12 protein-coding genes are annotated in these 15687 nt (G+C 65.0%); all 12 read left to right on the forward strand.

Features of this window, described 5'->3' with window-relative positions; translation table 11 throughout:
• Nucleotides 1-11: 11 nt before the first annotated feature.
• The 12 genes from recO (at nt 12) to recA (ending at nt 15684) form a co-directional block, all read left to right on the forward strand.
• A complete protein-coding gene (gene recO, locus VJ923_RS04410; RefSeq protein ID WP_326438956.1) occupies nt 12-779 on the forward strand; it encodes a DNA repair protein RecO in 768 nt (255 codons plus the stop codon).
• Between the two features lie 213 nt (nt 780-992).
• On the forward strand, nt 993-1280 hold the full coding sequence (gene rpsO, locus VJ923_RS04415) for a 30S ribosomal protein S15 (protein WP_326438957.1): 288 nt from the start codon (nt 993-995) through the stop codon (nt 1278-1280).
• 157 nt (nt 1281-1437) lie between these two features.
• Nucleotides 1438-3642, forward strand: coding sequence for a polyribonucleotide nucleotidyltransferase (locus tag VJ923_RS04420; protein ID WP_326438959.1), 2205 nt, complete (start codon nt 1438-1440; stop codon nt 3640-3642).
• Nucleotides 3643-3811: 169 nt separating this feature from the next.
• Nucleotides 3812-4579, forward strand: coding sequence for a 4-hydroxy-tetrahydrodipicolinate reductase (gene dapB, locus VJ923_RS04425; RefSeq protein WP_326438961.1), 768 nt, complete (start codon nt 3812-3814; stop codon nt 4577-4579).
• A 142-nt stretch (nt 4580-4721) separates the two neighbouring features.
• Nucleotides 4722-5624, forward strand: coding sequence for a 4-hydroxy-tetrahydrodipicolinate synthase (gene dapA, locus VJ923_RS04430; protein ID WP_326438963.1), 903 nt, complete (start codon nt 4722-4724; stop codon nt 5622-5624).
• Nucleotides 5625-5712: 88 nt separating this feature from the next.
• Complete coding sequence (locus VJ923_RS04435) at nt 5713-7590, forward strand: ribonuclease J (RefSeq protein WP_326438965.1); 1878 nt, start codon at nt 5713-5715, stop codon at nt 7588-7590.
• Between the two features lie 7 nt (nt 7591-7597).
• Complete coding sequence (locus VJ923_RS04440; protein WP_326438967.1) at nt 7598-10168, forward strand: FtsK/SpoIIIE family DNA translocase; 2571 nt, start codon at nt 7598-7600, stop codon at nt 10166-10168.
• A 52-nt stretch (nt 10169-10220) separates the two neighbouring features.
• Nucleotides 10221-11351: a helix-turn-helix domain-containing protein gene (locus VJ923_RS04445; RefSeq protein ID WP_326438969.1), complete on the forward strand. Its 1131-nt coding sequence runs from the start codon at nt 10221-10223 to the stop codon at nt 11349-11351.
• Nucleotides 11352-11380: 29 nt separating this feature from the next.
• A complete protein-coding gene (locus tag VJ923_RS04450) occupies nt 11381-11878 on the forward strand; it encodes a YajQ family cyclic di-GMP-binding protein (RefSeq protein ID WP_326438971.1) in 498 nt (165 codons plus the stop codon).
• A gap of 8 nt (nt 11879-11886) precedes the next feature.
• Complete coding sequence (rimO, locus tag VJ923_RS04455) at nt 11887-13197, forward strand: 30S ribosomal protein S12 methylthiotransferase RimO (protein ID WP_326438973.1); 1311 nt, start codon at nt 11887-11889, stop codon at nt 13195-13197.
• Nucleotides 13198-13200: 3 nt separating this feature from the next.
• Nucleotides 13201-14388 carry a CDP-diacylglycerol--glycerol-3-phosphate 3-phosphatidyltransferase gene (pgsA, locus tag VJ923_RS04460; protein WP_326438975.1) on the forward strand — a complete coding sequence of 396 codons (1188 nt, stop codon included), beginning with the start codon at nt 13201-13203 and terminating at the stop codon, nt 14386-14388.
• A 240-nt stretch (nt 14389-14628) separates the two neighbouring features.
• Nucleotides 14629-15684, forward strand: a complete 1056-nt coding sequence (recA, locus tag VJ923_RS04465) for a recombinase RecA (RefSeq protein ID WP_326438978.1) — start codon at nt 14629-14631, stop codon at nt 15682-15684.
• Nucleotides 15685-15687 lie beyond the last annotated feature (3 nt).

The following is a 15687-nucleotide window of genomic DNA, read 5'->3' on the forward strand; positions in this document are numbered from 1 at the left end:
AGGCGCTGACGGTGGCCCAGCCTACCTACGCTCTGAAGGCCCTGGTGCTGCGGCGCACGAAGCTGGGGGAGAGCGACCTTATCCTCACGCTGCTTGCCGAGGACGGCAGCCAGCAGCGAGCCGTGGCCAAGGGGGCCCGCAAGCCCAAGAGCAGCTTCGCGGCCCGCACCGAGCTCTTTTGCGTCGTGGACTGCCTTCTCGCAAAAGGGCGCAGCCTCGATATCCTGAAGGAGGCGCGCCTTATAGCGGCCCACGACCACCTGCGCACGGGACTCGAGGCCTCGGCGGCTTCGTCGCCTGTGCTCGAGCTGCTCGGGCGGATGAGTCAGCGCGATCTGGCCAATCCTCGCTTGTTCCAGTCGGCCTGCCGGGCGCTGGATGCCATGGACGATTCCGATGACGCCCATCGTCTGGCACTCTGCGCCGCCGAGCTTTTGAAGATTCTCGCGTTCTCGGGCCTGCGCCCGAGCCTTGACGTCTGCGTGGGCTGCGGAGAGGCCGTCGAGCTTGCGAATGGAACCGTGGCGCCCTTCTCGGCCATCGACGGGGGCGTTGTCTGCGCGAAATGCCGCGCGCACTTCGAGACCGTTGCGGAGGATGCCGCCACGCTGCGTTGGGCCCAGTACTTTCTGACCAGCACCTTCGACGCCATCGCGGCGGGCCCGGCGGACGCCTCGGCGAGCTTTGCCGTGCTCCATCTGGTGCAGGGGCTTGTGCGCGCCCATGTGGGCAGCCCCTTGAAGTCGTTGGAGTTCCTCTTCACCAGCGGGCTGTTCTAGGCCCCGTTCGTGCAGAAACCGTGACGCTCGCCAAAACTTTGGATGCGTTTCGCGAAAGGTGCCCTATACTGGGCCAGCTGCCAAAACGGCGGCGCAATTCGCCTTTGGTTCCCACGGACCACTTCCATGGCTACTCAAGGCGGATGGAAACGGAAAAGCCGCGTCCTGCGGCACGAGCGGGGGAGAGCCCCCGGGAAGAAAGGTGGATCACCTATGGCCAGCAAGCTCAGCATCTCCAAGGAGCGCACCGCCGAACTCATCAAGGAATTCGGCAAGAACGATCAGGACTCCGGCTCCGCCGAGGTTCAGGTCGCCATCCTCTCCGAGCGCATCCGCAACCTCACCGAGCACCTGAAGACGCACAAGAAGGACAACCACACCCGTCGTGGCCTCATGATGCTCATCGGTAAGCGCCGCGGCATGCTGAAGTACATCAAGGACCGCAACATCGAGGAGTACCGCGAGCTCATCAAGAAGCTCGGCATCCGCGATAACATCTAGTTCGAGCAGATTCGGGGCCCTGCGGGGCCCCGTTTGCTATAGAAGGCGGTCGGAAGCGCATGAGGCGCGACCGGTCGCGAGGGCGGCGAATGTAAGTAGCCGCACCCGAAGAAGTTCCCCGCAATGAGGCGGGGGAGGTGAAGAGAAAGAAATCGCCATGACCAAAATTGTCGAAGAATTCGAGTTGTACGGCAAGCAGTACCGCCTCGAGACCGGCGAGCTGGCCAAGCAGGCCACCGGCGCGGTGCTCGTGACCTGCGGTGCCACGAGCGTGCTCGTGACCGCCGTCGTCTCCAATCAGGAGAAGGACTACGACTTCTTCCCGCTGACCGTCGACTACATCGAGAAGATGTACGCCGTGGGCCGCATCCCCGGCGGCTACCTCAAGCGCGAGGCCAAGCCGTCTGACCGCGGCACCCTGGTGGCCCGCATGGTCGACCGTCCCATCCGCCCGGGCTTCCCGGACGGCTACAAGAACGAGGTGCACATCGTCGCCACCACCTTCGTGGTCGACGGCGAGAACCCGCCCGACACCATCTGCGTGGCCGGCGCCTCCGCTGCCCTGCTCGCCGGCGGTGCCCCCTTCGACGGCCCGGCCGCCTGCGTGCGCATCGGACGTGACGTTGAGACCGGCGAGTTCATCGTGAACCCCACGGTGAACGAGATGGAGGCCTCCGACCTGGAGCTGACCATCGCCGGTACCGCCGACTATATCTCCATGGTGGAGGCCGGCGCCGACGAGATCTCCGAGGAGGACATGCTCGCCGCCATGACCTTCGGCCAGGAGGCCATCGCCGCCTTCTGCGAGAAGCAGGCCGCTTTCCTCGCCAAGGTGAACCCCACGCCCATGACCTACACCATCCACGAGGCCGACCCGTCCGTGGCCGAGCGCGTCAACGCTCATCTCGACGAGATGTCCGCGGCGCTCAAGGATGCCGACAAGGCCTCCCGCATGCAGAAGGTGGAAGATCTGAAGGCCGCCGTCATCGAGGGCGACTTCAGCGATGAGGAGCGCGCTGCTTGGGGCAGCGACATCAAGGCCGCTCTCAAGGCCCTGGAGAAGCGCGCCATGCGCGCCATGATCATCGAGACCGGCGAGCGCGCCGACGGCCGTACCCCCGAGGAGATTCGCCCGCTCTACATCGTGCCGGGCTACCTGCCCCGCGTCCACGGCTCGGGCCTGTTCCAGCGCGGCCAGACCCAGGTCATGTCCGTATGCACCTTGGGAATGCTCAACGAGTGGCAGCGCCTCGACACCATCTGGCCCGAAGAGGGCAAGCGCTACATGCACCAGTACAACTTCCCGCCCTATTCCACCGGCGAGACCGGCCGCATGGGCGCCCCGAAGCGTCGCGAGGTGGGCCATGGCGCCCTGGCCGAGCGCGCCATCCTGCCGGTGCTGCCCGACACCGACACCTTCCCCTACGCCATCCGCGTGGTCTCCGAGGTGCTCGAGTCCAACGGCTCGTCCTCCATGGCCTCGGCCTGCGGCAGCTGCCTGGCTCTCATGGACGCCGGCGTGCCGATCTCCGCTCCGGTTTCCGGCGTGGCCATGGGCCTTATCAAGGAGGGCGACGATGTGGTCATCCTCTCCGACATCCAGGGCATCGAGGACTTCCTCGGCGACATGGACTTCAAGGTGTGCGGCACGCCCAAGGGCATTACGGCCCTGCAGATGGACAACAAGGCCCGCGGCCTGTCCGTCGACATCCTGGCCCGCGCTCTCAAGCAGGCCCACGAGGGTCGCGCCCATATCCTCGCTGCCATGCTCGAGACCATCGACGGCCCCCGCGCCGAGATGAAGGAGACCGCGCCGCGCATCGAGACCATCAAGATCCCCGTGGACAAGATCCGCGACGTCATCGGTTCCGGCGGCAAGGTCGTCCGCGGCATCCAGGAGGAGACCGGTGCCTCCATCGACATTCAGGAAGACGGCACCATCCACGTGGGCGCTGTGTCCGGTACCGCCATGCAGGCGGCCAAGGACATGATCTTGGGCATCGTGAAGGAGCCCGAGGTGGGCGAGGTCTTCGAGGGCGAGGTCGTCGGCATCAAGGACTTTGGCGCCTTCGTGAAGCTCACTCCCGGCAAGGACGGCCTGCTTCACATCTCGCGCGTGGCCAACGGCCGCGTCGGCAAGGTGGAAGACGTGCTGAACCTGGGCGACATCGTGAAGGTGGAGGTGCTCGAGGTTGACCCGAAGACGGGCAAGATCTCGCTGGACCGCCTCGACAAGCCCGATGCGCCGGCCGGCTCCGCTCCGGCCCGTCGTGAGGATCGCGGCGAGCGTCGCGACCGTGGTGGGGACAACCGTCCGGGCCGCGCTGGCCGAACCCCGCGCCGTCGCCACGAGAGCAACTAGCGCATCTTGGAAGAGCCGCTCTGATTGCGGCTCTTCTTCTTTGAGATTCCTGTTGGAAGATGTCGCTGGTCGGAGGCACGGGGTATCTTGATTCGCTCGGTCAGAGCACCCCGCATCTCCTCTGTACCCTTACTTAGCTGCGCTTTTGGAAACTAAGGAGTAGTTCGAAATGATTAAAGTTGCTGTGGCTGGCTATGCTGGCCGGATGGGATCTGCCGTTGTCGATGCGGTTTCAGCCGCACCCGATATGGAAGTGGCCTGCGGCATCGATCCGAACGCGAAAGAAGCCCCGTTCCCGGTGTTCGGCACCGTGGCCGATGCCCTGGACGCAAGGGAAGTCGACGTGCTCGTTGACTTCACGCAGCCGAACGTTGTTGCGGGCAATCTGTCCGTGGCTCTGCCGCGGGGAGTGGATTGCGTTGTGGGCACCACGGGGCTTTCGGGGGAGACCTTGGAGGGACTCGCCGCCTCAGCTGCGCCCGGCACGTGCCTGTTCTATGCGCCCAATTTCACGACCGGCGCGGTGCTCATGATGGAGTTCGCCCGCGCTGCGGCTCCCTATTTCCCCGAAGCCGAGGTCATCGAGCTCCATCATTGCAACAAGAAGGACGCGCCCTCCGGCACCGCCGTGCGCACGGCCGAGATCATCGCCGAGGCCCGCGCTCCGCGGGTGAGCGAGGCTCCCGGCCGCGAGACGGAGATGCCCGGCGCACAAGGCGCCCGCGGGGCGCTCGTCGATGGCGTGCCGGTGCACTCCGTGCGCTCCATGGGCTTTGTGGCCAGCCAGGAGGTCATCTTCGGCTCTCTGGGCCAGACGCTCACGATTCGCCACGACTCGTGGGACCGCACTTCCTACATGCCCGGCGTGCTGCTCGGCATCCGCAGCGTGGGGGAGCGCGACGGGCTCGTCGTCGGTCTCGAAACCTTCATGGCGTAAAACGCTCTCACTCTTGGGGCCCGTTAGGTTGTGCGTTTGGCGAACTTACGGGCCCCTGCGTTTCCTTAAGCGGCCTTCAATGGCATAATAGAGCGTTGACTGGGCGCAAGCGCCCCCGACGTACGTTTAAGGAGACACTTCCATGGAGTTCAAGCGCGATCCTCGCTTCGGCCGCATGATTCCGGCCATGGTCACCCCGTTCAACGCCGACCTCGAACTCGATCTTGCCCGGGCCGAAGAGCTGGCCGACCGCCTCGTTGTCGGCGGCAGCGATGCCATCATCGTGAACGGCACCACCGGCGAGAGCCCGACGGTCTTCTACCCCCAGAAGCTCGAGCTGTTCCGTGCCGTGGTGCACGCGGTCCGCGGCCGCGTCCCCGTCATCGCGAACGTGGGCGACAACTGCACCGCCGATACGGTGCATTTTGCCCAGGATGCCGGCAAGCTCGGCGTCAGCGGCTTCATGTGCGTGGTGCCCTACTACAACAAGCCTCCCCAGGAGGGCCTGTACCGCCACTTCAAGACCATCGCCGATTCCACGGACATGCCCATCATCCTGTACAACATCCCGGGGCGCTGCTCTATCAACATGGAGGCCGACACCACGCTGCGCCTGGCCCACGACTGCGACAACATCGTGGCCATCAAGGAGGCCTCGGGCAACATGGAGCAAATCAAGCACATCATCGATAACGCGCCCGCGGACTTCGATGTGTACTCCGGCGACGATTCGGCCACCCTCGATATCATGGCCTTGGGCGGCGTCGGTGTCATCTCCACCATCGGCAACGTGGCCCCCGACCGCATGAAGGCCATCGTTGACTTGGCCGCACGCGGCGAGTGGGATGAGGCGAAGGCAGCCAACGAGGCCCTGCTACCCCTTATGACGGGCCTGTTCGAGACTTCGAACCCGATTCTCGTGAAAGAGGCCCTGCGCCTTATCGGCTTCCCCGTGGGCGGCGTGCGCCTGCCTCTAGTAGACGCCACGCCCGAACAGTCGGCGCGTCTGGCCTCCATCATGCGCGAGGTGGGCGTACTTGACTAGCCTCGGGCGCAAGTGAACGAGCAACGCCGGCCCGTTAGAGCACGGGTCGGCGTTTTTGCGAATGCATACCTAAGAAAGAGGAACAGAATTGACCAAAGACAACCAAGAAAAGCAGAACGGTCGCGCGGAGAGCGGATCGAACAGCAAGGGCCCGCAGAAGAGAGGCGACCGCCGCAAGAACAACACGTCGTTTAAGCGCGTCAATCTCGAGCGCAAGCGCCCGCAGCTCTCCCGTGGGGAAGAGGCCGCGGCCAAGGAGGCGCCGAATACGGGCAAAAAGCCGCGACGCGGCTCCAAGGCCGGCAAGGACCCCCGCGCCAAGCTGAAGATCATCCCGCTGGGCGGTCTGGACGCCATCGGCAAGAACATGACGGCCTTCGAGTGCAACGGCGACATGATCTTAGACGATGCTGGCCTCATGTTTCCCGACGACGACCATCCGGGCATCGACCTTATCCTGCCCGATTACACCTATGTGCTGGAGAACGCCGATAAGCTGCGCGGCATCGTCATCACCCATGGCCACGAGGACCACACCGGCACGCTGCCCTATCTTTTGAAGGACCTCGACCGCACGGTGAACATCTACGCCACCAAGCTCACCTTGGGCCTTATCGAGGGCAAGTTCGCCGAGCATCGCGTGAAGAACGCCAAGCTCATCGAGATCAAGCCCGGCGACGAGGTCAAGCTCGGCTGCTTCACCGTGGATTTCTTCGCCGTGAACCACTCCATCCCCGGCGCTGTGGGCCTATTTCTGCAGAGTCCGGCGGGCAACGTGCTGCACACCGGCGACTTCAAGCTCGATCAGACGCCCATCGACGGCATCACCACCGACTTCGGGGCGCTCGCGCGCTTCTCGGAGATGGGCATCGACCTTATGATGAGCGACTCCACCAACGCAACGAACCCGAACTTCACGCCTTCCGAGGCCGAGGTGGGCAAGACGCTCGCGCAGATCATCTCCCAGGCCAAGGGCCGCGTGATCATCGCGAGCTTCGCCAGCCACATTCACCGCATGCAGCAGATTTGCGATGCGGCGGTGAAAAACGGCCGCAAGGTGGTCGTCACGGGTCGCTCCATGATCCAGAATACCGATATCGCCCGTCGCCTCGGCTACCTGAACATCTCCGACGACAACCTCATCGACGCCTACGATCTAAAGGGCATCCCGCCCGAGCAGGTGGTCATCATGTGCACGGGCAGCCAGGGCGAGCCGCTCTCGGCGCTGGCGCGCATCGCCAACGGCGAGCACAAGACCATCGAGATCGAGGAGGGCGACACCGTCATCATCTCGGCCACGCCGGTCCCCGGCAATGAGAAGGCCGTCACCCGCGTCATCAACCAGCTCGCCAAGATCGGCGCCGACGTCTACGACAAGAGCCGCGCCCGCGTGCATGTGTCGGGGCATGCCGGCGCCGAAGAGCTCAAGATCATGCTGTCCATTGCCAAGCCGAAGAACTTCATGCCCGTTCACGGCGAGGCCACCCACCTGCGCGCCCATGCTAAGCTCGCCGAGGCCACCGGGGTGGATCCGGACAACATCTATGTTTTGGAGAACGGCGACTCGCTGGAGCTCTCCGCTCGCGGCGTGGCCCGCGGTGAGGGCGTGCCCTCGGGCATCGTCTACGTGGACGGCCTATCGGTGGGCGACACGTCCCAGGACGTGCTCGACGAGCGCAACACCCTCGGCAACCAGGGCTTCGCCTCGGTGGCCGCGGCGGTGAACATGAAGGACCGCAAGGTGGTGGGCGAGGTGCAGGTCTCCATGCACGGCATCACCGGCGGAGACGACTACTATCTGGCCCACGAGGCCGCGACCACGGTCGGCAACGCCCTACGCAAGTGCCTCTCCAAGGACGGCGGCGCGAAAGAGCTGCGCAAGGCCGGCCGCGATGCGTTGCTCTCGCTTTTGTGGGAGCGCACCAAGCAGCGCCCCATGGTCGTCGTGAACCTGCTGGAGGTATAGGCGCATCGTGGCTCGCACTTCCGGTTCCAAAAACACCAAGGCGCCCTCGAAGAAGGCCTCGGAGAATGTGTCCAAGAGCGGGACGCGCAAATCGGCCGCTGCCCGCAGCCGCTCGGTGGATGCCGAGCCGCGCATCCTAGACGAGCGCACGCGCCGCGACATCGTGGGCGTGGGCTTCATTATTTTAGGCATCGTGCTGTTCATCGCCGCGGCAGCTCCGGCCGGGGCCATCGTGACCGATTTCCTGTCGGAGTCGCTCCACGTGGTCTTTGGCGTGGGCTGCTACATCATGCCGTTCTTCCTTATCGCCATCGGCGGCGCGGTGCTCTACCGTTTGCAATCCGAGCGCATGTCGCTGCGCATCACCGTGGGCCTGTCGCTCATCTTGGTGGCGCTGCTCGGCATCATCGCCCTGTTCACGCCCACCACGGGCATCGGGCCTGCGGCCCTGTTCGACCGCATAGCGCTCGTGACCCATGGCGGGTATGTGGGCGCGGCGCTGGCCTGGGTGGGCCTTACGCTGTTCGGCCCGGTCATCTCGGGCATCCTGCTCATCGGAGTGGCTATAGCCGGCGTCATCATCATCGGCTTTTCCATCTCCGCGTTTCTCGAGAAGGTGCGCGCCCGCTACGACCTCGATGGCGAGGGCCTCGCCTCGCTCGTGCCCGATTCTTTGGGCTCGGTGCGCCGCGGCAAGAAGGGCACGCCGCTTTCCACCGTGGCCGACTCGCTGGATATGACAAGCGCGCATCCCCAGGCGCCCACCGCCCGCATCTCGCTGGGCGAGGAGCCCCGGCGCCGCGGCCGCAGTGCCAACTTCGACGGCGCGGCGGTGACCCGCCAGCTGGGCGGCCAGAACACCGGCACTCTCGTGCCCATCCAGGCGCCCGACCCGCGCGACGTGGCCGAGGTGGAGGATATCTCGGCAGCCGAGCCCGCCGCCCCCATGACCCGCAAGCTCGGACGCAAGCGCCATGAGGCCGATAAGGCCGAGCGCACCTCGGCCGAGACGAAACCCGTGCGCAAGAAGACGCCGCCCAAGAAGAAGGCGCCGGCCCAGCCGGTTTCGAAGGACGGCTTCCAGCTGCCGCCTATGGACCTGCTCTCCACGGGCGGCGGCGCTCGCCGCGGCTCCACCGAGGAGGAGCTGCGCGAGGTGGCCGGCGAGCTGCAGGGCACCCTTGAGGACTTCGGCGTCATGGCCGAGGTCGTCGGCTGGGTGGAGGGCCCCACCGTCACGCTCTTCAAAGTGGATCTGCCCTCCGGCGTGCGCGTGAGCAAGGTCACCAACCTCACCGACGACATCGCTCTGGCTCTCGCGGCCCCCGGCGTGCGCATCTTCGCCCCCATCCCCGGCACCAACTATGTGGGCATCGAGGTGCCCAACCGCAAGCGGCAGATGGTGTATCTGCCCGACGTGCTCGCCTCGGCCGGCCCCGGTCCTCTGCAGGTGGCCATCGGCGAGGACGTCGAGGGCCACTCCATCGTGCACGACCTCGCGAAAATGCCCCACGTGCTCATCGCCGGCACGACCGGTTCGGGCAAGTCCGTCGAGGTCAACGGCATGATCATGTCCATCCTCATGCGGGCGACCCCCGCCGAGGTGCGCTTCATCATGGTCGACCCCAAGCGCGTGGAGTTCGCCCCCTACGAGGGCATTCCGCACCTCTACGTTCCCGTGGTCACCGAGTGCCGCGAGGCGTCGAGCGCCCTTTCCTGGGCCGTGGCCGAGATGGAGCGGCGCCTGAAAATGTTCTCGAAATGCGGCGTGCGCAACATCATCTCCTTCAACGAGAAGGCTCGGGCGGCCCAGGCGGCTGACGAAGCGGCAGCCAAGGCGGGAGAGGAGCCTCCCGAGAACCCCTACGGCGAGCCCATCCCCTATATCGTCATCGTCATCGACGAGCTTGCCGACCTCATGATGAACGTTGGCAAGGAAGTGGAGTTCTCCATCAGCCGCATCGCCCAGCTCGCCCGCGCCGCCGGCATCCACCTCATCATCGCCACCCAGCGTCCGTCCACCAACGTGGTCACAGGTCTCATCAAGGCGAACATCACCTGCCGCATCGGACTTACCGTGGCCTCCGGCATCGACTCGCGCGTCATCCTGGACTCAACGGGCGCTGAGAACCTCATCGGCCACGGCGATTTGCTCATCGGCATGCCCGAGTACCCCAAGCCCGTACGCGTTCAGGGTCCCTACGTGTCCGACGAGGAGATCGCCGCCGTGGTGGCCCACCTGAAGGCCCAGGGCGAGCCGGAGTACCACAGCGAGATCCTGAAGACCAACGTGGTGACCCTCGGCGACTCCTCTCCCGCGGGTGAGGGCGGCTCCGAGGCCGACGACCCGCTTCTGTGGGAGGCTGCCGATGTGGTGGTTTCAAGCGATTTGGGCTCTACGAGCAACCTTCAGCGCCGCCTGAAGGTCGGTTACGCCCGAGCTGGACGTATAATGGATCAATTGGAAGAAAAGGGCATCGTGGGACCGGCTAACGGAAGCCGCCCGCGCGAGGTGCTCGTCGACCAAATGGAACTTGAGACGCTGAAGGCCTTCGAGGCCACAGACAACCTGGAATAGCGCCCGCGCCGACCCTCGGGAAGCACGGGATACCGACACGGAGGAGACCAACGTGGCGAGACAGACATCATTCGGCGATATGCTGGCAAGCGCGCGCGAGCGCAAGGGCATGGATTTGTCCACGGCCGCCCGCAAGCTGCGCATCCGCCCCGACATCCTGCGCGCTATCGAAGAGAGCGATTTCGCTCGCATGCCTCCCCGCGGATACACGTCGAACATGGTAGGGGCCTACGCGCGATTGGTGGGGCTCAACCCGACGGAGGTCACCCGGGCCTACCGCGACGAGGCCTACCAGTTCGAGACGGGACGCCGCCCGGTCACGGGCCGCGGCGAGCGCGGGCGGGGAGACGGCCGCACCGTGGCGCTTCCCTCCAACCGCGGCGCCTCTTCGCGCAGCTCCTATCGCGACGACTATTCCAGCGCGGGCCGCACGAGCCGGTCCGGCTACGGGTCGTCCTCCTCGCGCAACGGACGCGCGCCGGCGCCCCAGCCCCAGTACACGAACCTCGTCCAGGGTCGCCAGGCCCCGGGCATCGTGGCCAATCTGGGCTCTTTTCTGCCCCTGGTCATCATCGGGGCCATCATCGTGGGCCTGCTCGTGCTCGTCATCGTGCTGGCCTTCGGCAATCGCGCCACTCCAGAAAGCGACGTGCCCACGGTGCCCATCTCCGGTATGCAGAACCCGGCCGGCACCGATACGGGCGCCTCTGCGCAAACCGACAGCCAAACCCCGACCCAGCAGCCCGTGGCGCCGACCAGCGCGAAATTCACCTACACGGTCCCCGAGGGCGTCGAGGCCTATATCGAGGTGTCCCTCGACGGCAAGACCGTGGAGGCCGGCACCGTCACCGGCCCGAAGACCGAGGACTTCAACGTCACCGACTCGCTCAAGTTCATCCTGTCTGGCGATGAGCCCGAGGCGGTCAAGATCTCCGTTGACGGCAAAGAGGTCGAGGCCAAAGACGAGAACGGCCGCGGCGTCTACACCTATACCGTCAACTTCGAGCAAGTGCTCGAGGACTGGAAGCGCGAGAACGGCGTAGCCGGCGCTTCCACAACCGACAACCCGTCCTCCGACGATGGGGGAGAGGACGACGCTTCAAGCGGGGAGGGCGCTTCCGACTCATCGGACGATGAGGCGACCGGCAGCTCTTCCGACGAGGACAATTCCGACGAGGCCTAAGGGCCCCACCTAGAAAGGCTGACCATCTTATGGCTAAAGAATCCAGCTTCGATGTCGTGTCCACCGTTGATATGCAGGAGGTGGACAACGCCTTCCAGCAGGCGCGCAAGGAGCTTTCCCAGCGCTATGACCTGAAGGACTCCGGCGCCGAGCTTTCCCTGGATAAAAACACTGGCACGCTCACGGTGACGGCTCCGGCCGATTTCGTGGCCTCCCAGGTCATCGACGTTATCGGCAGCAAGCTCATTAAGCGCGGCATCGAGCTTACGGCCGTCAAATGGGGCGACGCCATCGCCTCTTCGGGCGGCGGCGTGCGCCGCGTGGCCACGGTGGTCAACGGCATCGACAAGGAAACGGCCGGCAAGATAAACAAGGACATCAAGGCCCAGAAGCTCAAGTGCAAGGTGACCATCGAGGGCGACAAGCTGCGCGTGAGCTCGCCTTCGCGCGATACGCTCCAGGAGGTCATCGCTTATCTGCGCGGCCAGGATTACGGCCAGCCCCTGCAGTACGTCAACTACCGCTAGGGCATTCCGTGAGCACCGCTACCAGCGCTATCGCCGCTCCCGCCGTGTGCCTCATCACCATGGGGTGCGCGAAGAACGAGGTCGATTCCGCCGCTATGGCGCGGCGTCTTTCTGCGGCGGGCTACCAGATCGTCGAGGATGCGTCTGCGGCCGACGCCGTCATCGTGAACACCTGCTCCTTCATCCAGGCGGCCACCGAGGAGAGCATCGATGCCATCTTCGAGGCGGCCGCTCTCCCAAAGGTAGAGGCGGGAGCCGCGCCGCTCATCGTGGCCGGCTGCATGCCTGCGCGCTACGGCGAGGATTTGGCCTGCGAGCTCGCCGAGGCGCGCGCCTTTGTGCCCTGCAGCCGCGAGGACGATATCGTGGCCATCGTCGAGGGCCTTGTAGGGCCCGCCCCTGAGCGAAGCGCCGCTGGGGTCGCGGATACGACCGGTTCGCGCAGCTTCGCCTACGTGAAGATCTCCGATGGCTGCGACCGGTTCTGCTCCTACTGCACCATTCCCTTCATTCGCGGCCGCTACCACAGCTTCGCCTTCGAGCAGATTGCCGCCGATGTGGCGCGGGAGATCGCCGAGGGCGCCCATGAGATTGTCCTCATCGCGCAAGATACGGGCCGCTGGGGCGCCGACCTCCCCGAAGGCCGCGACCTCGCATGGCTCGTCGACCAACTGGCAAAGGCCCATCCCGATACCTGGTTCCGCGTCATGTACCTGCAGCCCGAGGGCATCACCGACGAGCTGCTCGCTGTCATGGCGGCGCGGGAAAACGTCTGCTCGTACTTGGACATTCCGCTCCAGCATGTGAGCGCACCGGTTCTGCGCGCCATGAACCGCGCCGGCAGCGCCGAGAAGTTCCGCGGCCTCATCGAGCGCATCGAGGCCGCCGTGCCCGGCATCACCTTGCGCACGACCCTCATCGCCGGCTTTCCCGGCGAGACCGAAGAGCAGTTCGAAGAGCTGCTCGAATTCGTCTCCGAGGGGCTGTTCCACTACATCGGCGTCTTTCCCTATTCCCGCGAAGAGGGGACGGCCGCCTTCGATTTGCCCGACCAAGTGGACGAAGACGAGAAAGCGGAGCGGGCGCAGATCCTGCGCGACGCCGCGGATGCCGCCTGCGGGCCGCGCATCGCCGAGCGCATCGGCCAGACAGCGTCCGTGCTCGTGGAGGGCACCGAAGAGGACGGTCAGCTCTTCGGCCGCGCCCAGTGCCAGGCGCCCGACGTGGACGGCGTGACCTACATCCACCATGGCGAGCCCGGCGATATCGTTCAAACCACCATCATCGACACGTTGCTCTATGAAATGGAGGGCGACTAGGCCATGACCACCATCCAGCCCACGGCGCCCGACAAGCTCTGGACGCCGGCGAACATCGTCACGCTCATCCGCATCTGCCTGGTGCCGGTGTTCGTGCTCGCCATCTTGAGTCCCTGGCCCGAATGGGTCGGGCTGCCCGATATCACCATGGAGGCCAAGTGCCTCATCGCCGCCGGCATCTTCATCCTCATCTCCTGCACCGACTGGCTCGACGGCTATCTGGCCCGCAGTCGCGGAGAGGTGACCGATTTCGGCAAGTTCATGGACCCTCTGGCCGATAAGATCTTGGTAACAGCGGCGCTCATCGCCCTGGTAGAGCTCTCGGTGCTGCCCGGCTGGCCGGTGCTCATCATTCTGGCGCGCGAGTTCATCGTCTCGGGCATCCGCATGGTGGCCGCCAGCAAGGGCACCGTCATCGCGGCCAGCTGGTACGGCAAGGCCAAGACGGTGTTCCAGATCATCGCCATCGTGCTGTTCTTGCTCAAGGACACACTCACATTCAGCACGGCGGCCGGCGCCTTCACCAACCCCATGTTCGTGCTCTCCTGGGCCGTCATGATCATCGCGCTCATCCTCACCATCATGTCCATGCTCGATTACCTCGTTAAAGCGCGCCATCTTCTCAAAGGCGGCTCCGCCCAGCACAGCGCACCGTCCGAGGCGGAGACGGCAAAGCCGGCGCCCACCGAGGTTGCCGCTCTTCAGAAGGCCATCGACGAGCAGGCGCGCATCGTCGTCGAGCGGGCCGCGGCGCGCCAGCTGACCGTGGGCACGGCCGAAAGCCTCACCGGCGGCCTCATCTCCGCCATGCTCACCTCTGTCCCGGGCTCCTCCTCGGCGGTAAGGGGCGGCATCGTGAGCTATGCGAACGAGGTGAAAAACGAGGTGCTCGGCGTTTCCAAGGACGTCTTGGCCACTCAAGGGGCGGTCGACGAGCTGGTGGCCCTGCAGATGGCCCGCGGAGCCCTGCGCGAGATCGGCTGCGATGTGGCCGTCTCTGTCACGGGCATCGCCGGCCCCGGTGGGGCCGAGCCGGACAAGCCCGTGGGCACCGTGTGGATCGGCTGCGCAACCGCGAGAGAGACCCACGCCAAGCGCTACCAGTTCGAAGGCGGACGGGAAGCGGTGCGCCTTCAGACCGTGCTGACCGCGCTGCGCATCATAGACGAGGCCCTTGCTTCTTCGCGCTAGAGGTGGCGACGGGGCAAACGGGGAGGCCCTCTTGCGACTATCAAGCGCGGGAGAAGCGAATGCGGGGAGGTTCGCAACGGGAAATCCCCGCGTCATTTCCGCGGTTCTGCGCTCCTAGGCTGATAAAGCGCGCCAACCGAGCATTATATTTATAGAGAATTTCGCTTGACGCGCATACGTTTGTTCGTATAATAGAGCTAAATAGGCCATTTGTTCGCCTAAGCCAGACAAGGAGAGGTCATGAACGAAGACAAAGAAAAGATGCTTAAACTCACCACCGACCAAATTGAGTCGAAGTTCGGCAAGGGCTCCATCATGACCTTGGGCGAAGGCGGTGCCGACCTGAACATCGGCGTCATTCCCACCGGTGCTCTGCCCCTCGATGCCGCGCTCGGCATCGGAGGCGTCCCGCGCGGGCGCATCATCGAGATCTACGGTCCGGAGTCCAGCGGCAAAACCACGCTGGCCCTGCAGATACTCGCCGAGGCCCAGGCGCTCGGCGGGATCGTCGCCTTCATCGATGCCGAGCATGCCCTCGATCCGGTCTACGCCGCGCGCATCGGCGTCGATATCGACGAGGTGCTCATCTCCCAGCCCGATACGGGGGAGCAGGCCCTCGAGATCTGCGATATGCTCGTGCGCAGCGGAGCCATCGATTGCGTCATCGTCGACTCGGTGGCAGCACTCGTGCCGCGCGCAGAAATCGAGGGCGAGATGGGCGACACCACCGTCGGCCTTCAGGCCCGCCTTATGTCCCAGGCCCTGCGCAAGCTCGCCGGTTCGCTCTCTAAATCGAACACCACCTGCATCTTCATCAACCAGCTTCGAGAAAAGATCGGCGTCATGTTCGGCAACCCCGAGACAACCACCGGCGGCCGCGCGCTCAAGTTCTTCTCCAGCGTCCGCATCGATATCCGCCGCATCGACTCCATCAAGCAGAACGGCGACGTGGTCGGCAACCGCGTGCGCGCCAAAGTGGTTAAGAACAAGGTGGCCCCTCCCTTCCGCCAGGCAGAGTTCGACCTCATGTACGGCGAGGGCATCTCCCGCGAGGGCTGCATCGTCGACATGGCCGTGGAATGCGGCGTGGCCAAGAAATCCGGCGCCTGGTACACCTACGGCGAGGAGCGCTTGGGGCAGGGACGCGAGGCCGCCAAGCAGACTCTTAAGGAGAACCCCGATTTGCGCGAGGAGCTCGAGGGCAAGGTGCGCGAGGCCTACGAGATTCCCATCATCGAACGTCCCGCTGAAAACGAGTCGTTCGCGCCGGCGCCCAAATCCGGCAAGAAGAAATAGCCG

It is taken from the genome of Adlercreutzia shanghongiae (genome assembly GCF_035830635.1).
Taxonomy (GTDB): Bacteria; Actinomycetota; Coriobacteriia; order Coriobacteriales; family Eggerthellaceae; genus Adlercreutzia; species Adlercreutzia shanghongiae.